A 19,271-nucleotide genomic window follows, 5' to 3' on the forward strand; every position below is an offset into this window, starting at 1 on the left:
TCAGAAGTCGCCAAACATGACGGCGGTGAGCACAAAATCCAGTCCCAGCACAGCCAGCGATGAATACACTACTGTCTTGGTGGTGGCAGAGCTGATGCCGGCAGAGGTGGGCACACAGTCATACCCCTGGTAGACCGCAATCCAGGTGCAGACAAAACCGAAGACCACGCTTTTGATCACACCGTTGAGAACATCATTGGTGAAACTCACCGAGGACTGCATGTTGCCCCAGAAGGAACCCTCGAAAACGCCGAGCCATTCAACACCTACCAGCATGCCGCCCCAGATGCCGACTACCGAGAACACGGCGGCGAGAATGGGAACGGCAATGAAACCGGCCCAGAGCCGCGGGGCAATTACCCGGCGAAGCGGATCGACTCCCATCATTTCCATACTGGATAGCTGCTCGGTGGTTTTCATCAGCCCGATCTCAGCCGTCAATGCGGAACCGGCGCGGCCAGCGAACAGCAAGGCCGTCACCACCGGCCCCAGCTCCCGCACCAGCGTCAGGGCAATCATCTGGCCAATGGCTGCTTCCGAGCCGTAGTCGCTGAGAATGGTGTAACCCTGCAGCCCCAGCACCATGCCGATAAACAGGCCGGACACCACGATGATCGCCAGAGACAACACACCGATCGAATACAGCTGCTTGAGCAACAGCGGGAATGCCACCGAAGGTTTTGATACGCCGCCCAGGACGCCGGCCAGAAAACGCCCCGAGCGCCCCAGCGAAGCGATGATATCCAGCCCCAGCCGGCCGAATGCCGCAAGCTTGTCCATTAACGACTCCTTCCGGTGATGCCCCAGTCCTGGCCGGCATCTGCAGCCGGGTAATGGAAGGGCACCGGGCCGTCCGGGTGGCCGTGCAAAAATTGCTGGACCTGCTCAGACGGGTGCGCCTTGATTTCCTCGGGAGTGCCGTCACCGATAATCTGCCCATCCGCCACGATGCAGGCGTAGTGGCAGATGCTCAGGGATTCTTTGACATCGTGGGAGACCATGACGCTGGTCAGCCCCATGGAACTGTTCAGATCGCGGATCAGTTTGATCAGTACCCCCATCGCAATCGGATCCTGCCCGGCAAACGGCTCGTCGTACATGATGAGTTCCGGATCCAGCGCTATACTGCGGGCCAGAGCCACCCGCCGGGTCATTCCGCCAGACAGCTCTGCCGGCATCAGCTCGCGGGCCCCTCGCAGGCCCACAGCCTCCAGCTTCATCAGCACAATATCCCGGATCATGTCCTCCGGCAGGGAGGTATGCACCCGAAGCGGAAACGCCACGTTTTCGAACACACTGAGGTCGGTAAACAGGGCACCACTCTGGAACAGCATGCCCATTTTCTCCCGCAGACGGTAAAGCGCCTTGCGCTTGAGTCGGGGGACATTCTCGCCGGCCACGGTAATAGTGCCGGAGTCCGGTCGTAACTGGCCACCGATCAGCCTGAGCAGGGTGGTTTTGCCGGTACCGCTGGGGCCCATGATGGCCGTAATCTTACCGCGGGGAATGTCGAGACTGACACCATCGAAGATACGACGATCACCGCGGGCGAAAACCACGTCTCTGAGTTCGATGTAGGGTGAAGTGTCCATGCCTGTTCCAAGTAACCGCCGGGGTGTGGGGGCCACCCTTGCGAATTGGTTGCAGCCCTCAATGTGTGGGTACATTATTCCAACCTGCTGACAACCTCAATCCATCCTTAACAAAATGAATTGATATCATTAATCAGTTTTGCTGACCGTCTTGTCATGAAGGCAGCCAAAGCCATTGAAGTGATATACTCTCGCCACGACGAAAAGCATCAACATTCTACCCGGGTGCCAGATGAACACCGAGATCGACCACAAGTTCAGAGAATCCGCTCTGCGGGCCATTGAAATCGAGCGCGATGCCATTGACGCGTTGACCGACAGGGTTGATGAGCACTTTGTCCGCGCCTGCGAGGTCATCATGGCCTGCAAGGGCCGCGTGGTGGTGACGGGCATGGGCAAATCCGGTCACATTGGCAACAAGATTGCCGCCACTCTCGCCAGCACCGGCACTCCTTCATTCTTCGTTCATCCCGGCGAAGCCAGCCATGGCGACCTGGGCATGATCACCAGCCAGGACGTGGTCCTGGGTATCTCCAACAGTGGCAACACCAGTGAAGTACTGACCATACTGCCACTGATCAAACGCATGGGTGCGCCGCTGATCAGCATGACAGGCAATGCAAACTCCACCCTGGCGCGGGAGGCGGTTGCCAACCTGGACGTCAGTGTTGCCCTGGAAGCATGCCCTCTCGGCCTGGCCCCCACCTCCAGCACTACCGCCACCCTGGTGATGGGAGACGCCCTGGCGGTGGCGTTGCTCGAGGCGCGCGGCTTCAGCACTGAAGACTTCGCGCTGTCTCACCCCGGCGGCAGCCTGGGCCGCAAGTTACTGTTGCGCGTTGCCGAAATCATGCATACGGGTGACCGCATCCCCCGTGTGCAGGAAGACATCACTCTTGGCGGAGCACTGCTGGAAATTTCCCGCAAGGGGCTGGGCATGACCACGGTTATCAATGCTGCTGGCGACCTGGTGGGCGTGTTCACCGATGGCGACCTGCGCCGCACCCTGGACCGCTCGGTGGATATTCACAACACGCCGATAGCGGAAGTGATGACTCGCAATGGTCGTGTTATCCACGACGACCAACTGGCAGCCGAAGCCCTGAACATGATGGAAGAACTGAAAATCAATGCCCTGCCTGTCATCGACCGTGACGGCAAGCTGACCGGTGCCATCAATATGCACGACCTGTTGCGGGCCGGTGTTATCTGAATGGTTATCTGAAATAGTTATCTGAGGGGTAATTTGATGGCCGATCAAATGAAAGAGTTGATGACAGACCAGCAGTGGCCAGCGGACGTACTGGAAAAGGCAGCCGGTATCCGTCTACTGGCGCTGGATGTCGACGGCATCATGACCGACGGCACACTGTTATTCAGCGCCTCCGGAGATGAACTGAAAGGCTTCAATATCCTCGACGGCCTGGGCATCAAGCAGGTGATGGCAGCGGGGATCGAGGTTGCCGTCATTACCGGCCGCTGCTCGCCCCTGACCGCCAGGCGCATGAATGACCTGGGCATCCCTCACCTGATGCAGGGCCGGGAGGACAAAAAGGTCGCTCTCGTGGAGCTCGCCGGACAGCTCGGCCTGTCCCCGCAGCAGATCGCCTACATGGGCGACGACCTGCCCGACCTGGCGGCCATCCGCTATGCCGGTCTCGGCTTGACCGTGCCCAATGGTTACTGGCTTGTCCGCCAGCATGCGGATATCTGCACCAGTGTCCCCGGCGGCAGTGGTGCCGTCAGAGAAGCCTGTGACTTACTGCTGACCGCCTGCGGGCAACTCGAGGCCACTCTGCAACCCTACCTGGAGCAGAATTGATGTCAGGCCAGCCGCTGTTCAACCGCCCCTGGGTCAGAACTCTGAGCCTGGCAGGCACGATAGTGGCACTGTTCTTTCTGCTCTGGCAAAGTGATGAGCCGTCGGAGCCAACAGACGCTGAATCCCTGAGGGGTGAATCCGAGCCCGACGGTTTTGTGGTCAATGGTCATTACCTGTCGTACGACGAAACCGGACGACTGACAACACAATTCCGAAGCCCGAGAATCGAGCAGTTCGAGTCTCGCAGTGAGACGGTCATGGCATCTCCCCGGGCAACACTATACGGCGACGGGGGCAGCCCACCCTGGCAGGTGGAGGCAAACGAGGGGCGCCTTCTGGAAGCGGACGACCTGGTTCACCTGACCGGAAATGTAAAGGTGACCCGCGAAGCTGAAGACGCCCCGCCGCTGACCCTGACTACAGCGGTGCTGACGCTGAACAACCGCGATCGCACCGTTTACACAGACGAGCCGGTAAAACTGACTGACGCTGCTGGCGTGACCACGGCTACCGGCATGAAGGCCTGGATTGATGATCGCATTCTTGAACTCGACTCGCAGGTGGAAGGACTCTATGAGCCTGGCAAGTAAACGTATTCCCCGCGGCAGGCCCCACTGGCCAGCTCTGAAATCGTTGGTACTGACAGCCGCTTGTACGGCCCTTATTGGCCCGTCAGCGGCGCTGGCTTTCAACCTGGAGTCCGACGAACCCATCAGGGTCAATGCTGACAGTGCACGGCTGGATGACGGCCAGGGGATCGCAACCTATACCGGCGCTGTAGAAATGACCCAGGGCCAGACCAACCTGACCGCCGACAAGGTTGTACTTTACCGCGACCAGGCCGGCGTCAGCCGCATTGAAGCCACTGGCCGGCCCGCACATTACCGGCAACCGGCAATGGAAGGACAGGGAGAAACCGATGCCCGCGCCCTGAGCATCACCTGGTCGGCCGCCGAAAACCGGGTAACGTTCGAGCGCGAGGCGGTTATTGAGCAGGACGGCAACCTGTTCCGTGGGGATATCATCCACTATGACAGCGCGAATCGCATTGTCACCGCAGAGGGCGCGCCCGATCAGGGCGAAGGAAGCGGCCGCGTGGAAATGGTGATACAACCACGCAACAATCCGGACAACTCGACCAGCAACCCCGACTGACAGGATACCGATGGCAGTTCTCAGAGCCAGTAACCTGGCAAAAAGCTACAAGCAGAAGAAGGTCGTCATTGACGTTTCGCTGGAGATCCGCAGCGGCGAGATCGTTGGCCTTCTGGGCCCTAATGGTGCAGGCAAAACCACTTGCTTCTACATGATCGTAGGGCTGGTTCCCGCCGACAATGGCAGGATCACCATCGACCACCAGGACATCACCCCGCTACCGATGCACGGCCGGGCCCGCAAGGGCATCGGTTACCTGCCCCAGGAAGCATCGGTGTTTCGTAAACTGACGGTACGCGACAACGTCATGGCCATCCTGGAGACCCGCCGCGAACTCAACCGCAGCCAGCGGGAGGCCAAGCTGGAGGAATTGCTGGAAGAGTTTCACATCACTCACATTCGCGACAGCCCCGGCATGGCGTTATCCGGTGGCGAACGCCGACGAGTGGAAATTGCCCGTGCCCTGGCAATGGAGCCGGCGTTTATTCTTCTGGATGAACCGTTTGCAGGGGTGGACCCGATCTCGGTGAGCGATATCAAGCATATTATCCGTCACCTGCGGGACAAGGGCATCGGCGTGCTGATCACCGACCATAACGTGCGGGAAACCCTCGACATTTGTGAGAATGCCTATATCGTCAGCGGAGGACATATCATTGCTTCGGGCAACTCCGACGATATACTGGCCAACCAACAGGTCAAGGAAGTGTATCTGGGCAATGAGTTCCGCCTGTAGTACACTCGGCAAAGAACTTGCTTGGCACGGCAAGTGACCAGCACATAAAGAGTTTTTGTGCAACCACAACTCCCACAAGAGACCGAGAGATACCGAGTGACGGATCCTGAATCATGGTTATGAAAGCCTCATTACAGTTAAAGCTGGGTCAAAGCCTGACCATGACGCCCCAGCTGCAACAGGCTATCAGGCTTCTGCAGCTCTCCACCCTCGACCTCCAGCAGGAAATCCAGCAGGCGCTGGAATCCAACCCCATGCTGGAAACCTCGGAAGACGACGATAACCAGAATCCGGAATCCACGGAAAGCGAGAGCGACACCGCCGAACCGACCTCGGCCGAAGAATCAAACCCCACCTCTGAATCTTCCCCGGACTGGGATGAATCCGAGAACGGGCCTGACTGGTCGTCGGAAACCGACAGCCCCGATACCATCCCCGATGACCTTCCGGTCGACACTGCCTGGGACGACATCTACCAGTCGGCTCCCGCGTCATCGGCCCGTAACGACGATGAAAACGACAACGATTTTGAAACCCGCAATTCGCCTACGGAAACCCTGCACGATCACCTTGAGTGGCAACTGAACCTGACACCCCTGAGTGAGCGGGACCAGGCCATCGCCCATGCGCTGATGGACGCGGTTGACAATCACGGCTACCTGACGTCCCCCCTTGAGGAAATCCACTCGGGGATGGTGGAGGAGTCTGATGAAGATCCACTGGAACTGGATGAAGTTGAAGCGGTATTACATCGCCTGCAGCATTTTGACCCGCCCGGTGTTTTCGCCCGGAACCTGCAGGAATGTCTGCTGATCCAGCTTAACCAGTTGCCGCCGGATACTCCCTGGCTTGCCCAGGCGCGGCTGGTCATTACCCACTACATCAACCTTCTGGGCAATCGTGATTACGCACAACTGCTTCGCCGCAGCCGCCTGAAGGAAGACCAGTTGCGGGACGTACTGGCGCTGATTACCGGATTGAATCCGCGCCCCGGTGATACCCTGGACCAGGCCGAACCGGACTACGTCATTCCGGACGTTATCGTGCGCAAGCACAACGAGCGTTGGCGCGTGGAACTGAATCCTGAAATTGCACCGCGCATTCGCGTCAATGCCAGCTATGCTTCATTGATAAAGCGTGCGGACAGCAGTGCCGATAACACCTACCTGCGAGACCAGTTGCAGGAAGCGAAGTGGTTTATCAAGAGCCTGCAAAGCCGCAACGAGACCCTGCTCAAGGTGGCAACCCGGATTGTCGAACACCAGCAGGGGTTCCTGGATCACGGCGAGGAACACATGAAGCCACTGATCCTTTCAGACATTGCCCAGGCGGTGGAGATGCATGAATCAACCATTTCCAGGGTGACCACCCAGAAATACATGCACACGCCCCGTGGCATCTTTGAGCTGAAGTATTTTTTCTCCAGCCATGTCAGCACCGACGAGGGTGGAGAATGCTCCTCTACGGCAATCCGGGCGATGATCAAAAAACTGATTGCAACGGAAACCCCGAAAAAGCCATTGAGCGACAGCAAAATTGCAGCCATGCTAGGAGAACAGGGTATCAAGGTAGCGAGAAGAACCGTGGCCAAGTACCGTGAGGCAATGCACATCCCTCCGTCCAATGAAAGAAAGCGACTGGTGTAGTAAAAATCCGATAACAGGAGAAGCCTATGCAACTCAATATTTCAGGCCATCACGTAGAACTGACCCCCGCTCTGAAGGATTACGTAACAGGCAAGTTTGACAAGCTTGAACGGCACTTTGACCACATCAGCAATTGCCAGGTCACCCTTGAGGTGGAAAAAGTGCGCCAGATGGCGGAAGCTACGCTACATGTGATTGGTGGTGAGATTCACGCAAAGGCCGAGAACAGCGATATGTACGCGGCGATTGATGCGCTGGTGGATAAGCTGGACAGGCAGATCCTGAAGCACAAGGAAAAGAACGTTGACCGGATGCATGGTAACGGTGCCCGCTAGGGCCTCCTGCTTCCTGCATAACAGTTAATCGAGCTGCGACACTGGCTAGGATTATAGAAGGTGTCGCAGCCTTTTTTTACGGAACTGCAGTCGATTCATGACCGACACATCCCTGACTATCGAGAACATTCTCGCGCCGGAGCTGACCCTTTGCAGGGTCCCCGCCTCCAGCAAGAAGCGGGTTATGGAAACCATCGCCGAGCAGATCCAGCAACACGATCCCTCGCTCAGTGATACCGAGATATTCAACAATCTGGTTGCCCGGGAGCGACTGGGGAGCACGGGTATTGGCCAGGGCATCGCCATTCCCCACTGCCGCCTGGAAGGGCTCGATCACGTTGTGGGGGTATTGCTGACCCTGGAAGAAGGCGTGGCCTTCGATGCCATCGACAACCAGCCAGTAGACCTGGTATTCGCGTTGATTGTTCCCAAGGAAGCGACCAGTGAACACCTTGAACTGCTGAGTCAGCTGGCCGAAAAGTTCAATGAAAGGGCATTCTGCGACCAGCTCCGTCAGTGCACCGATGCAGATTCTCTCTACCGCCGGATGACGGCCGAGGGAAGCTGAACTACTCCGGAATCGAGGTGAATGGGCTATGAAACTGATCATCGTCAGCGGCCGGTCAGGCTCCGGTAAAAGTACGGCGCTGCATGTGCTGGAAGATCTGGGTTTCTATTGCATCGATAACCTGCCCATCGGACTGCTGTTTCCACTGACACGGGAAGCGACCAACCAGAGCTCACCGGGCCGGCTGGGTAAAATGGCAGTCAGCATCGACGCCCGCAACCTGTCCGGCGAGCTCAGCAACTTTGAAGACATCTATCGCAGCCTGCAGGATACCGGTGTCACCGTCGAGATTATTTACCTGGACGCCGACGAACAGTCCCTGCTCCAGCGATTCCACGCCACCCGGCGCAAGCACCCCCTGAGCGACGACAAGACCTCACTGCGCGAAGCCATCGTCAGCGAAAAAAGGCTGTTGGAGCCCCTTTCCAAACTGGCCGACCTCTACGTCGATACCACCGGATTGTCCATGTACGAACTCAGGGATATGGTCAAGCAACGGGTTGCCGGGCGGCGGGAACAGGAACTGGCGCTGTTGTTCCAGTCTTTCGGCTTCAAGCATGGCGTACCACTGGATTCGGATTATGTCTTCGATGTGCGCTGTCTGCCCAACCCGTACTGGGATACCACCCTGCGGAAATTTGTAGGCACTGACCAGCCAGTGATCGACTTTCTGGAAAAGGAACCACTGAGCCGGAAAATGGTGGATGACCTGACCAGCTTCCTGGAAAACTGGCTGCCGTCCTTTGCCGACAGCAACCGCAGCTATATGACGATTTCCATCGGCTGTACCGGTGGCCAACACCGCTCGGTTTACATCTGCGAACAACTTGGCCGCCATTTCTCGGAAAAATACAGCAACGTGCAGGTCCGACACACCGAACTGCCCCACTTGCAGAGCCGGGAAAGCTGAGCCGTTTATGATCCGCCGCCCCATTACCATCATCAACAAACTCGGGCTGCATGCCCGTGCCGCAGCCAAACTGGTTGCAACAGCATCGGAGTTCGAGAGCAGTATTCATCTCAGCCGGAACGATCGCAAGGTGGATGCCAAAAGCATCATGCCGGTGATGATGCTGGCCGCCAGTCAGGGGACAGAGATAGAACTGATTGCAGACGGACCCGACGAGTCAGAAGCCATCGACGCGCTGGCATCGCTTATTGACGATTATTTTGGCGAGGGCGAATAGCGGCCAGCCGGCGGGCCACCCGACCACGGCATTCACCTATAACTCTTTCTCACCTGTGCACCCTAACTTCGCTATAATACGGGGGTTTTCTGACTGTGGGTGACCAATGACCGATATTCTGGAGAAAAGCCAGGCTCGCCAACGCCTTCGCTCCCTGAGCGAAGCGCTGGACAGTGGCGCTCTGAAACAGGTTGCCCGCATCCTTAATGGTGGCCTGAGCCCCAGCGATATTGCCCACCTGCTGGAGTCCTCTCCGCCCCGTCAGCGGGCGTTGCTGTGGAACCTGGTCGACAAGCAGCTGGAAGGCGAAGTTCTCCAGTACCTCAATGATGACATTCGTGGCTACTTCCTGAGCCAGCTGAACGCCCAGGAACTGGCGGACATCATTGAAGATTTCGAGTCGGATGACCTAGCCGACTTACTGCAACAGCTGCCGGATACGGTGATCCAGGAAGTCCTGGACACCATGGACGAACAGGACCGCCAGCGGGTGGAGGAAGTGCTCTCCTACCCGGAGGACACCGCCGGCGGCCTGATGAACACGGACACTATCACGGTGCGGCCGGATATCAGTATCGATGTAGTACTCCGTTACCTGCGCCGGCATCGCAACCTGCCACCGATGACCGACAGCCTGATTGTGGTGAGCCGACGGGACGAATTCATCGGCATGCTGCCAATCACCAAAATGCTGGTGTCCAACCCCGCAGCGACCGTTCGGGAGGTGATGGATACGGACATCGAGCCAATACCGGTCACCCTGTCCGACACCAAGGTAGCCACCCTGTTCGAACGCTACGACCTGATCTCGGCACCGGTGGTCAGCGAGGAAGGAAGGCTGCTGGGCCGGATCACCATCGATGACGTGGTTGACGTTATCCGTGAGGACGCCGACCACTCCCTGATGAGCATGGCCGGCCTGGATGAGGATGAAGATACCTTCGCCCCGATCCTCAAGACAACCCGGCGCAGGGCTGTCTGGCTGGGTATTAACCTGCTCACGGCCTTTACGGCGTCCGCCGTGATCGGCCTGTTTGAAGCCACCATCGAGAAGGTTGTGGCACTGGCTGTACTGATGCCTATTGTGGCCTCCATGGGCGGCATCGCCGGCAGCCAGACCCTGACTCTGGTTATCCGCGGCATGGCCGTGGGGCAGATCAGCGGGGCCAACGTGGGCTGGCTGCTGAACCGCGAGTTTGTTGCGGGCGCCCTGAACGGGTTGCTCTGGGCCGTTGTGGTAGCGTCGGCCGCTACCCTCTGGTTCAAGGACATCATGATTGGCGCCATCATCGCGGCCGCCCTGATCATAAATCTGATTGCCGCAGCCCTCGTGGGTACCGTGTTGCCCCTGTTCCTCAAGTCCCGCAACATTGATCCGGCGCTGGCAGGAAGCGTTATACTGACGACCGTGACAGATGTGGTCGGATTTATGGCATTCCTTGGCCTCGCTACCATATTTTATGGGTAATCCGACAAAACAGGCACTTCATGAACGATACTCAAGACGACTCCCCGCAATACTCAGGCCCAAGTAAATCCCAGCTCAAACGGGAGATGCACCAGTTGCAGGGTCTCGGCAAGCGCATGCTGGATCTGAGCAACGACCAGCTCGACACCCTGCCCATCAGCGGGACCCTGCGGGCGGCTATCGAGGAATCACGGCGCATTCGACAGAACGAAGCCCGCCGGCGGCACCTTCAGTACATCGGCAAAATCATCCGTCAGGAGGACGATCCAGAAGGACTGACGCGGGCTATAGATGCCTTTGATGCCGGCAGCGAGGAGCACACACGCCGCCACCACCTGGCAGAGCGGTGGCGTGACCGGATGATTGAAGAAGGTGATCCTGCTGTTGGGGAATTCCTTGATTACTGCACAACCGCGGATATCCAGCACCTGCGCAACCTGGCCCGTAATGCCCGTCGGGATGTGCAAAAAGAGAAGAACACCGGCCAGCCAAGAAAACTGTTCCGTTACCTGCGGGAATGCATTGACGACGTGGAGGCGGCCGGCAACTGAGGTCCCGCCTGGTCAGAGCCTGCGGTGCTCCCAGACCGGCATCCGGGCGCGGATCTCCCCGAGCCGCTCCGGGTCCAGGTCGGCAGTGACTACCCCCGGCCCCTCACCGATCTCGGACAGCACACGCCCCCAGGGGTCAACGATCATGCTGTGGCCATAGGTGTGCCGACGCTCACTGTTCTGGCCACCCTGCCCCGCTGCCACCATCCACAACTGATTCTCGATGGCCCTGGCCCGCAGGAGCGCATGCCAGTGGGCATCGCCGGTGTTCCAGGTAAAGGCGCTGGGCAATGAAACCCATTCGGCGCCCTGTTCCCGCAACTTGCGGAAAAGTTCGGGGAAGCGGAGGTCATAACAGATGGCCAGCCCGAGCCGCCCTGCAGGGGTGTCGAGCACAACCACCTCGTCGCCGGGCTCAAAGGTGTCGGACTCCCGGTACTGGCCGTGGGCGTCCTCCACCATGGCATCAAACAGATGAATCTTGTCATAACGGCCGACTTCCTTGCCCTCACTGTTATAGACGAAACAGCAGGCCCGAACCCGATCTTTCACGGTGGAGCCATCCGGGCGCGAGGCAATGGGAAGTGAACCGCCGACAATCCAGATACCCAGCCTGGCAGACTGTTCTGCCAGAAAATGACGGATCAGATTATCCGGGTCCGCTTCGCGCCGACCACACCCGATCATCTGCCGGGTAGCCAGAACGGCAAAATTTTCCGGCAGTACTGCGATGCCGGCGCCGAAAGCGGCAGCCTCTTCCAGCAAACGCCCCGCTTCCCTGAGATTCTCGGCAATATCATGGGTGCTCACCATCTGGATGGCCGCCACCCTGTTTGCCTGACTGGTCACTTCCTGCTGTGCATGTGCTGACATCAACTGTTCTCCCGATAGAATCATTGCGCGCCGGTATCAAACACCCGCCTGAGGCGAACCTCCGGTTCATCCCAACTGCCACTCACACTATAGGTTGCGCTGGTCAGTTTACTCAATGGGTCCCCCAACACTTTGTCCAGCACAAACAAGGCGCCTCCGATGGGCGCCCCCGCCCCCATCAGCAGCGCCGCCAGGGGCAGGTTCTGGGTCAGGGGCAGGACCACCACCATTCTCATATCCAGGGTTTCTTCGATCATGTTGCTGGTGCCGGTTAGCTTGAAAGCACCGGAAGGACCAACCACCTGAAGTTCCGGATCCAGTGTCAGCAGGCCATTAATCATGGTCGCCTTGCCTGAGATAGCATCAAATGCCACACCTGCCTCGTACAGATCGGAAAAATCCAGCTGCAGTCGGCGCCACAAGGTATCGGAGTTCAGCAGATTGAATACCCGGAACAACTGAGCGGTATTGTTGCTCTCGAGAATGACTCCATCGTCAAAGCGTACGCTCACTGAGCCGCTCAGTCCTGAAACGGCAAACTCATTGGGACGCCCCGGCCAGTCAATATCCAGGTTCACTGCCGTACTCTCGCTGCGGAACGGAATCTCGGTGCCAAACAGATTACCCAGATCCGCGAGGGACTCCCCGGTAATGTCACCAATGAACCGAGTGGTTTCCCGGTCTCCGGCAATACTCCAGATCAGCTGACCACCCAGCGCCAGAGATTTGAGGGTACCGTCGATGTCCTGAACCAGTAGTCGCGAAGGTTCCGGGCGAATCCCCAGCGACCAGGCTCCGGCATCATCATCGTCGAGTTGGAGGCTGGCGATACGAAGGTCAATATCCGGCCAGTTCTCCATGCCCAGCTCCCGGAAAGCACGAACCTGTTCTTCGGGCTCGGGCAGCAGAGGTATATCTTCATCAGTATCGGCGTCGCCCCGGGCCAGTTTCAGCAGCTCCAGATCGACGACGACCGGGCCGTCATCCGAAGGCCAGTATATCCCCCCGGAAAGCCACTCAGACTCCGCCTCAACAGACCATTGCTCATTGATCCGCTGTGCAGAAACGTCAACACCGGTTAGCTGCTGGTCGCCCAGAAACAGGCTGTTGAAAGCCAGCTCCAGATTATCCGGTTGCCACACCACATCCAGGTTCAGCCGGTCCGGCCAGTCGACATAGACGTTTATCCCGGCGTCGTCCCGCGGCTCTATTGACGCACTCAGGGGCGCCTCTTCGTCCGCCGCCTTTGCCAGGGGCTCCGGCCAGCCGACCTCAAGCCCGGTCAGGTCCGAATACAGCTTGATGGCGGCGGCCTTCCCCGGCGAGAGATCCAGGGTGGCCAGGTAGCCAGCCTCTCCACTTAACCCGAGCCTTGTGCCCTCTGGCAACGCGGTCTGGGCCAACAGATTGCTGACATCAAGACGGCCATACTGTCGGATATTGAGTGCTTCTCCGGTCTCGTCACGGCGCACCCGCACCGTGACCGGAGCTCCCAGGAAATGAGCCTGGACAGGCGTATCAGAAAACCCGTCCCCGGTACTGAAGCTCAGCTCACCGTTGATCTGTGTCCATTGCAGATCCGCCGGGGCATACGTCAGCGTGCCGGCATCGGCCCGGACTGTGGCATTTATGTCGGGTGGGGCCTCTGAACCCAGGAGCAGGCCAAGCCCCAGATCAAGGTGGTAGTCGCCATCCAGCTGAATGTTCGCCCCAGCTTCCCCGGCCAGCTCACCCAGCGGACTGTGCTCTATCCAGTATGCCACCGCCTCGCCTGACACTGCTGCGGCGGCATCCACGTTGATTCGGACATTGCCGCCCTCTGGCTCTACTCGCACCTGTCCCGGCTCGAGATCGAGCCCGCCCGTGCGAGCGGACTCCAGCTCAACCCGTGTACGGCCATTCTGAACGTAAACTGTGCCGGCGGCGTCGGTGACCTCTGGCCAACGTTCGTCGTAGCGTACGGTCCCATCCTTGAAACGGTAAACCATCGAAGACACAAACGAGCCTGGAGGGGCGTCGCGATTGATCAGCCCATGGCCGAAATACTCCCCGCTGGTGACGTCGACTTCTTTGATCGAGGTGGTCAGCCATTCATACAGCGCGGGAGCGACGGCTTTAACCGGCACAAAGTCCGCAAGCATTTCGGCGGTTCCGTTCTGAACGCCGACCTTGACGCCGAGATTGTCTTCCCCGTGGCGGTCCATCCGCAGATCGAACGCGCCGGCCAGCTCTGTGGCATCGCCATAAACCATCCCGATATCGTCAGAATAGACCCGGATAATGTCGCCTTCGAGGCGCCAGGCCACGCCGGCCTGGAGATCCCGCAGAGCCCAGGCTCCCCGAAACAGCTCAGGGAAGCCCAGTGTCAGCTCATCACTCCGGGCCTCTACATAGCCACCTTGGCCATTCATGACCAGACTGCCGTTCACCCCCGAGACGGCCGGCGCGCCGCCATAGGCCCGGACACCAACATTGTCCATTAGTGCCGTCAGCTCAAACGCTCCGTTGCCCTCAGAAGGAAGGTTGAGCACCAACTGGTTCAGCTTGCCGGCGGGCCGATAGTTTTCGAGGGCTCGTGAAGCAATGGCGGGTAGCATGCCAATGCTGGTGACCAGACGCCGAACGGGTTGGAGAGACAGTTCGTCGGCGATGATCCTCGGGCCGGCTTCGTCGTGTCGGAAGCGGATGCTGAAAGGCGGAACCGGATCGCCGTTCCACTCCCATTGAAGATCCTTGAGATGAAATTCGCCGGTGGTGAACCAGGGCTGATCAGCCAGCTCTGATTGCTGGTCGCCCCACGCATCCTGTCGGCGCCAACCAAACCTTGCGCTGATGTTTTCAAGGGGCGCCAGAGATTCGCTGCCAGCACCGATTTGCAGGTAAGGTGTTGCCACGTTGCCGCTGACCTGCGTCATCAGGCCCTCACGAAAGGTCATCCATACCTGGCCGCCCAGATCAAACCCTTCCACCCGGATATCGCGCCAGCCGTACTCGTCAACAAGACCGTCGAACAGCCGCCCGGAACTGATGTCCGCGTACACCTGGCCGGTAAAGTCGCCCCGGAAGAAATGCCTGCCGACCAATCCGAAACTGGCCAACTGTTCGGTAGTTCCAGGGCTCATGGCACGCCCGGAAGCGTGAAAAAGACCACGCTCATACACCAGGTCCAATTGGGGTATTTCCACATGACGTAGCTGGCCATTGTTGTCCCGCACGCCGAGGTCAAAGCGGGTGATTTTTACGGAGGGGTCGGAAAGCCAGGCTCCGGCAAAATCAAGCCAGAGTTCGATGTCATTAGCCACTGGCCCGGGGATATCGACACCTTCAACCGTCACTTCACCGCGCGGGGTCTGGTTGACTGTCAACTTGAGCCCATCCGCTTCAAAGTTGGCAAACACAATTCGCAAGCGGCTCAGCGAGGCCAGGAAGTCCAGGCCAATGCGAACACTCTGCAGCGAGCCCGCCACACCTTTGCCCGTCTCATCAGACAATACCAGGATTTCGCGGGCCATGATGGAGGGGTTGAGCCAGTTCCAGCTTGACGACAGCGAACCAATACGGATTTCCTGGCCCAGTTTCGACGACAGTGCCTGCTCGATATCGGTGCGATAATCGTCGATATTCTGGGTGAGCTGGCGGCCAATGCCGGCATACAGGGCCAGCAGGATGATGACTGCCAGCAACAACCACCAGATCAGGCTGGCAAGGCGTGACAGTAATCGGACCACTATATGCCTGTTTTCTGGATCAGCCACACTGGATGCCATCAGGGGTAACCGCCACGCCTAGTGAATACCTGCCGTTCCGGCGTTACAGCAGCACCACATCATACTGCTCCTGACTGTAGAAGGGCTCAACCTGAAAGCGAATGGTTTTACTGATGAAGGTCTCAAGATCTGCAACGTTATCGGATTCCTCGTCCAGCAAGCGATCCACCACGCTCTGGGAAGCCATGACAAGATAGCTTTCTGCATCATAGGCACGGTTTACCCGCAGGATTTCCCGGAACACTTCATAACAGACGGTTTCACTGGTCTTCAGGAAGCCACGGCCATCACAGATCGGGCAGGGTTCACAGAGTATCTGCCCAAGGCTTTCGGTGGTGCGCTTACGGGTCATTTCCACCAGCCCCAGCTCGGAAACGCCTGTTATTTTGGTTTTGGCGTGATCCCGCTCCAGCATCTTTTCGAGCATGCGATGCACCTGTCGCTGGTGCTCGGAATCATCCATATCAATAAAGTCGATAATGATGATGCCGCCCAGGTTGCGCAACCGCAGCTGACGGCTGATAGCACGCGCCGCCTCCAGATTGGTCTTGAAGATGGTTTCCTCAAGATTGCGATGGCCTACAAATGCCCCCGTGTTGATATCAATGGTGGTCATTGCCTCGGTCTGGTCAATGATCACGTACCCACCCGACTTCAGCTGCACCTTGCGGCTGAGGGCTTTCTGGATTTCATCCTCAACAGAATAGAGGTCGAAGATGGGCCGTTCACCCGGATAATACTCGACCTTATCGGAAAACTCGGTCACGAACTCATTTACGAATTCCATGACCCGCTGGTGACTTTCACGGCTGTCGATGCGGACTTTCTCGGTCTGGGGGCGAATCAGGTCACGAATGGTGCGGATAAACAGCGGCAGATCCTGATAGACCGCCGTTGGCGCCTCACAGCGGGTTATGCGCTCCTCGATCGCCTGATTCAGGCGATGCAGATAGTTCATATCGCCAAGAAGATCTTCCGCCGAGGCGGCCTCCGCGGCCGTGCGGATTATGTAACCCCCGCTTACCTCAGCGTCGGCGGCCGCCCCCTCTTCCACCAGCGCTTTTAGCCGGGCCCGCTCATTTTCGTCCTCAATCCGCTGGGAAATTCCCACATGAGTGACCCCGGGCATAAACACCAGGTAGCGGGAGGGAATCGAGAGCTGGGTGGTCAACCGCGCACCCTTGGTGCCGATGGGGTCTTTGGTGACCTGGACCACCAGTGACTGACCTTCCCGCAGCAGAGTGCGGATATCCGGGACGGTTTTCGGGGTATCGGCGGTTTCATTGGGCGGTTGTTGAACAGGCACCACATCGGACGCGTGAATAAATGCAGCCCGTTCAAGACCGATGTCCACGAATGCCGCCTCCATGCCGGGCAGCACGCGAACCACCTTGCCCTTGTAGATATTGCCCACAATTCCCTTGCGGCTGGTACGCTCAATGTAGGCTTCCTGGAGCATGCCGTTCTCCACGAGAGCCACCCGGGTTTCCACCGGGGTAACATTGATCAGTATTTCTTCACTCATTGCGGCTCTCCTGCCTGCTGTTCCAGGTTTCCCAGACCGGGCATCCGGCGCCGGCAAGTAATTCAGCGGTTTCCTGCAGGGGCAGACCGACCACAGCACTGTAGCTGCCCCGAAGTTCTTCTACAAAAATACCACCCCGCCCCTGAATACCATAGCCGCCCGCCTTGTCCATCGGCTCCTCACTTGCCACGTAGGCGCCAATCTCCTCCTCCGATAGCCGGCGAAAACGCACATCGGTAACCGCAACCAGAGACTCACAGGCGCCCCTGCTGGCGATGGCAACGGCGGTCATTACCTGGTGGGTGGTGCCGGACAGCTGCCTGAGCATGTCCGCAGCGTCCTGGCCGTCCCGTGGTTTGCCGAGAATCTGACCAGCAAGAACGACCGACGTGTCCGAGCCAATCACAATACTGTTCGGCTCTTTTGCCTGAACTGCCAGCGCTTTCTCCCGGGCCAGCCGGTCTACATAATGTACGGCCGATTCACCGGCGCCCGGGGTTTCATCAATATCGGCCGGTCGAACTTCGAACGACAGCCCGATCTGCCTCAGCAGTTCGGCTCGTCGCGGTGAGGCCGAGGCCAGAACAATAGCTGCCATGAAGCGCCGAAGCCCCCTCTATCCCAGTTTCCGGTTGAGATTGTCAAGCAGAACGCAAACAAACGGCCAGACTATGGCGCTGGTCAGCGCCGGCCAGAGATAGCTGAAACCGGAGTCGTCTGCGCCGAGGGTCTGTTTGATAAAGTGCACCAGCATCTGGTTGATACCCAGCAGCAGGAACACCATCAGGCACTGCTGGGGCATGGGATACATACGCAGGCGCTGATGAATGGTCAGCACCAGAAACGCGATCACCCCCATCGCCAGGGCATTGACGCCCAGTGGCGTGGCCTCCAGAACATCCAGCAACAGCCCCAGACACCAGGCCAGCAGAATGCCGAACTGGGCGGGCGCCCGGAAGGTCCAGTAAAACACCATCAATCCCAGCCATTCCGGTCGGAACTCGAACCAGCCCACCGGGAACAGGGAACTGCTGAGCACCAGTGACAGCACCACGCTGAATGCGAAAACGGGATAACTGATTACCGACAGCATCAGCGCACCTCGCCCTGGTCTGCGGGGGCCGCTTCAGTCGAGCGCGCGGTCTCCCCGGCTTCGTCGGTGGCCTCCTGTTCCGGAGAGAACACGACCAGCAGCAACCGGCTCTTGTTCAGTTCTGCCAGTGGCGTGGCTTCGATCTCCACAAAAGGTTCGCCCTGCTCTTTGGTAATGCTGCTCACTTCTGCAACCGGGTATCCCTTGGGAAAACGCCCTCCGAGGCCAGAGCTGACCAGCAAGTCACCTTCCCGGATGTCCGCAGTGTCAGGTACATGCACCAATTCCAGGGCACTGGTATCGCCGTTACCCAGAAGAATCGCCCGCAGGCCGTTGCGAACCACCTCCACTGGCACAGCATGGCTGCTGTCCGACACCAGCAACACCCTTGAGGTAAAACTGCTGGTTTGCTGAACCTGCCCCATCAGGCCATTGGCATCCAGAATCGCCTGGCCCACCTCGACGCCGTCGCGGCTGCCTTTATTGATCACAACCTCATGGGAAAACGGGTCGGGAGAAACCGCCACTACTTCGCCAACAATAACGCGGTCGTCCAGTACTTCCGACGAATTCATCAACTGACGCAGTTCATTGTTCTCGGAGGCCAGGGCGGCGTATTTAAGAGCGCGACGTTCCAGAATCAGCAGGCGTGCACGAAGTTCCTCATTCTCTGCCTGAAGATCTTCCTTGGAGGTGAACAGGCTGGCCACCCAGCCACTCAGTTCAGAGGGGGCGTTGCCCAGCCAGTGAATCGGCGCGAGACCCGTACCGATCGCGCTGCGAACGGGCGTGAGCTGGTCGAAGCGGGCGTCAGCCACGATGAGCACCGCCGACAGCACGATAACCAGTACCAGTCTGAAACCGGGAACAGGGCCTTGTACGAAAATGGTTTTAATGGCTCGCCCTCCCGCAATCCCTGCAGGTGTCCATACGACAACCGCCGCCGTGAGGTT

Annotated in this window: 20 protein-coding genes; 12 read left to right on the forward strand and 8 right to left on the reverse strand. The window is 58.5% G+C overall.

The genetic code is table 11. The features are described from left to right. Both mlaE and FO268_RS01105 read right to left on the reverse strand, forming a co-directional pair. The gene (mlaE, locus tag FO268_RS01100; protein ID WP_150988362.1) at positions 1-780 is read right to left on the reverse strand and encodes a lipid asymmetry maintenance ABC transporter permease subunit MlaE; all 780 of its coding nucleotides are present in this window, start codon (positions 778-780) and stop codon (positions 1-3) included. Beyond that, entirely contained in the window at positions 780-1,592 is an 813-nt protein-coding gene (locus FO268_RS01105) for an ABC transporter ATP-binding protein (RefSeq protein ID WP_150988365.1), read from the reverse strand. Before FO268_RS01105 ends, mlaE begins: the two co-directional genes overlap by 1 nt. A 232-nt stretch (positions 1,593-1,824) precedes the next feature. On the opposite strand from FO268_RS01105, the gene FO268_RS01110 reads away from it, so the two are divergent. The 12 genes from FO268_RS01110 (at position 1,825) to yjgA (ending at position 11,060) form a co-directional block, all read left to right on the forward strand. Beyond that, positions 1,825-2,805: a KpsF/GutQ family sugar-phosphate isomerase gene (locus FO268_RS01110; RefSeq protein WP_150988368.1), complete on the forward strand. Its 981-nt coding sequence runs from the start codon at positions 1,825-1,827 to the stop codon at positions 2,803-2,805. Between the two features lie 36 nt (positions 2,806-2,841). Next, on the forward strand, positions 2,842-3,414 hold the full coding sequence (locus tag FO268_RS01115; protein ID WP_150988371.1) for a KdsC family phosphatase: 573 nt from the start codon (positions 2,842-2,844) through the stop codon (positions 3,412-3,414). Then, on the forward strand, positions 3,414-4,004 hold the full coding sequence (gene lptC, locus FO268_RS01120; protein ID WP_150988374.1) for an LPS export ABC transporter periplasmic protein LptC: 591 nt from the start codon (positions 3,414-3,416) through the stop codon (positions 4,002-4,004). Before FO268_RS01115 ends, lptC begins: the two co-directional genes overlap by 1 nt. Further along, the gene (gene lptA / locus FO268_RS01125) at positions 3,988-4,569 is read left to right on the forward strand and encodes a lipopolysaccharide transport periplasmic protein LptA (RefSeq protein ID WP_150988377.1); all 582 of its coding nucleotides are present in this window, start codon (positions 3,988-3,990) and stop codon (positions 4,567-4,569) included. The genes lptC and lptA overlap by 17 nt, the downstream gene beginning before the upstream one ends. A 10-nt stretch (positions 4,570-4,579) precedes the next feature. After that, the gene (lptB, locus tag FO268_RS01130) at positions 4,580-5,305 is read left to right on the forward strand and encodes an LPS export ABC transporter ATP-binding protein (RefSeq protein ID WP_150988380.1); all 726 of its coding nucleotides are present in this window, start codon (positions 4,580-4,582) and stop codon (positions 5,303-5,305) included. Positions 5,306-5,424: 119 nt separating this feature from the next. Next, the gene (locus FO268_RS01135; RefSeq protein ID WP_150991540.1) at positions 5,425-6,951 is read left to right on the forward strand and encodes an RNA polymerase factor sigma-54; all 1,527 of its coding nucleotides are present in this window, start codon (positions 5,425-5,427) and stop codon (positions 6,949-6,951) included. 26 nt (positions 6,952-6,977) lie between these two features. Beyond that, positions 6,978-7,286 (forward strand): ribosome hibernation promoting factor, encoded by a 309-nt coding sequence (gene hpf, locus FO268_RS01140; protein ID WP_137435116.1) that lies wholly within the window; start codon positions 6,978-6,980, stop codon positions 7,284-7,286. 97 nt (positions 7,287-7,383) lie between these two features. Further along, on the forward strand, positions 7,384-7,854 hold the full coding sequence (gene ptsN, locus FO268_RS01145) for a PTS IIA-like nitrogen regulatory protein PtsN (RefSeq protein WP_150988383.1): 471 nt from the start codon (positions 7,384-7,386) through the stop codon (positions 7,852-7,854). A 28-nt stretch (positions 7,855-7,882) separates the two neighbouring features. Then, entirely contained in the window at positions 7,883-8,764 is an 882-nt protein-coding gene (gene rapZ / locus FO268_RS01150) for an RNase adapter RapZ (protein ID WP_150988386.1), read from the forward strand. A gap of 7 nt (positions 8,765-8,771) precedes the next feature. Then, entirely contained in the window at positions 8,772-9,041 is a 270-nt protein-coding gene (locus FO268_RS01155; protein WP_150988389.1) for an HPr family phosphocarrier protein, read from the forward strand. A 106-nt stretch (positions 9,042-9,147) separates the two neighbouring features. Next, positions 9,148-10,509: a magnesium transporter gene (gene mgtE / locus FO268_RS01160; RefSeq protein ID WP_150988392.1), complete on the forward strand. Its 1,362-nt coding sequence runs from the start codon at positions 9,148-9,150 to the stop codon at positions 10,507-10,509. A gap of 20 nt (positions 10,510-10,529) precedes the next feature. Beyond that, positions 10,530-11,060 carry a ribosome biogenesis factor YjgA gene (yjgA, locus tag FO268_RS01165; protein ID WP_150988395.1) on the forward strand — a complete coding sequence of 177 codons (531 nt, stop codon included), beginning with the start codon at positions 10,530-10,532 and terminating at the stop codon, positions 11,058-11,060. A 12-nt stretch (positions 11,061-11,072) separates the two neighbouring features. On the opposite strand, the gene FO268_RS01170 is transcribed toward yjgA, so the two are convergent. Genes FO268_RS01170 through mreC form a run of 6 tightly spaced genes read right to left on the reverse strand, consistent with a single transcriptional unit; the run spans position 11,073 to position 19,205 of the window. After that, a complete protein-coding gene (locus tag FO268_RS01170) occupies positions 11,073-11,933 on the reverse strand; it encodes a carbon-nitrogen hydrolase family protein (protein WP_150988398.1) in 861 nt (286 codons plus the stop codon). A gap of 20 nt (positions 11,934-11,953) precedes the next feature. Further along, positions 11,954-15,700 (reverse strand): YhdP family phospholipid transporter, encoded by a 3,747-nt coding sequence (locus tag FO268_RS01175; RefSeq protein ID WP_150988400.1) that lies wholly within the window; start codon positions 15,698-15,700, stop codon positions 11,954-11,956. Positions 15,701-15,743: 43 nt separating this feature from the next. Next, positions 15,744-17,225 carry a ribonuclease G gene (rng, locus tag FO268_RS01180; protein WP_150988403.1) on the reverse strand — a complete coding sequence of 494 codons (1,482 nt, stop codon included), beginning with the start codon at positions 17,223-17,225 and terminating at the stop codon, positions 15,744-15,746. Then, a complete protein-coding gene (locus FO268_RS01185; RefSeq protein WP_150988406.1) occupies positions 17,218-17,823 on the reverse strand; it encodes a Maf family protein in 606 nt (201 codons plus the stop codon). The genes rng and FO268_RS01185 overlap by 8 nt, the downstream gene beginning before the upstream one ends. A gap of 18 nt (positions 17,824-17,841) precedes the next feature. After that, a complete protein-coding gene (mreD, locus tag FO268_RS01190) occupies positions 17,842-18,318 on the reverse strand; it encodes a rod shape-determining protein MreD (protein ID WP_150988409.1) in 477 nt (158 codons plus the stop codon). Next, complete coding sequence (gene mreC / locus FO268_RS01195) at positions 18,318-19,205, reverse strand: rod shape-determining protein MreC (protein WP_150988412.1); 888 nt, start codon at positions 19,203-19,205, stop codon at positions 18,318-18,320. The genes mreD and mreC overlap by 1 nt, the downstream gene beginning before the upstream one ends. Between the last annotated feature and the right edge of the window lie 66 nt (positions 19,206-19,271).

The sequence above is a fragment of the Marinobacter denitrificans genome, from assembly GCF_008795955.1.
In the GTDB taxonomy this organism is placed as follows: Bacteria; Pseudomonadota; Gammaproteobacteria; order Pseudomonadales; family Oleiphilaceae; genus Marinobacter; species Marinobacter denitrificans.

Excerpts from the sequence above, each read along its gene's own strand:
- FO268_RS01185 (WP_150988406.1), bottom strand. The coding sequence starts at position 17,823 with ATGGCAGCTATTGTTCTGGCCTCGGCCTCACCGCGACGAGCCGAACTG.
- FO268_RS01135 (WP_150991540.1), top strand. The coding sequence starts at position 5,425 with ATGAAAGCCTCATTACAGTTAAAGCTGGGTCAAAGCCTGACCATGACG.
- mgtE (WP_150988392.1), top strand. The coding sequence starts at position 9,148 with ATGACCGATATTCTGGAGAAAAGCCAGGCTCGCCAACGCCTTCGCTCC.
- rng (WP_150988403.1), bottom strand. The coding sequence starts at position 17,225 with ATGAGTGAAGAAATACTGATCAATGTTACCCCGGTGGAAACCCGGGTG.
- lptA (WP_150988377.1), top strand. The coding sequence starts at position 3,988 with ATGAGCCTGGCAAGTAAACGTATTCCCCGCGGCAGGCCCCACTGGCCA.
- lptC (WP_150988374.1), top strand. The coding sequence starts at position 3,414 with ATGTCAGGCCAGCCGCTGTTCAACCGCCCCTGGGTCAGAACTCTGAGC.
- mreD (WP_150988409.1), bottom strand. The coding sequence starts at position 18,318 with ATGCTGTCGGTAATCAGTTATCCCGTTTTCGCATTCAGCGTGGTGCTG.
- rapZ (WP_150988386.1), top strand. The coding sequence starts at position 7,883 with ATGAAACTGATCATCGTCAGCGGCCGGTCAGGCTCCGGTAAAAGTACG.
- FO268_RS01155 (WP_150988389.1), top strand. The coding sequence starts at position 8,772 with ATGATCCGCCGCCCCATTACCATCATCAACAAACTCGGGCTGCATGCC.
- FO268_RS01105 (WP_150988365.1), bottom strand. The coding sequence starts at position 1,592 with ATGGACACTTCACCCTACATCGAACTCAGAGACGTGGTTTTCGCCCGC.
- hpf (WP_137435116.1), top strand. The coding sequence starts at position 6,978 with ATGCAACTCAATATTTCAGGCCATCACGTAGAACTGACCCCCGCTCTG.
- ptsN (WP_150988383.1), top strand. The coding sequence starts at position 7,384 with ATGACCGACACATCCCTGACTATCGAGAACATTCTCGCGCCGGAGCTG.
- FO268_RS01175 (WP_150988400.1), bottom strand. The coding sequence starts at position 15,700 with ATGGCATCCAGTGTGGCTGATCCAGAAAACAGGCATATAGTGGTCCGA.
- yjgA (WP_150988395.1), top strand. The coding sequence starts at position 10,530 with ATGAACGATACTCAAGACGACTCCCCGCAATACTCAGGCCCAAGTAAA.
- mlaE (WP_150988362.1), bottom strand. The coding sequence starts at position 780 with ATGGACAAGCTTGCGGCATTCGGCCGGCTGGGGCTGGATATCATCGCT.
- FO268_RS01170 (WP_150988398.1), bottom strand. The coding sequence starts at position 11,933 with ATGTCAGCACATGCACAGCAGGAAGTGACCAGTCAGGCAAACAGGGTG.
- FO268_RS01115 (WP_150988371.1), top strand. The coding sequence starts at position 2,842 with ATGGCCGATCAAATGAAAGAGTTGATGACAGACCAGCAGTGGCCAGCG.
- FO268_RS01110 (WP_150988368.1), top strand. The coding sequence starts at position 1,825 with ATGAACACCGAGATCGACCACAAGTTCAGAGAATCCGCTCTGCGGGCC.
- lptB (WP_150988380.1), top strand. The coding sequence starts at position 4,580 with ATGGCAGTTCTCAGAGCCAGTAACCTGGCAAAAAGCTACAAGCAGAAG.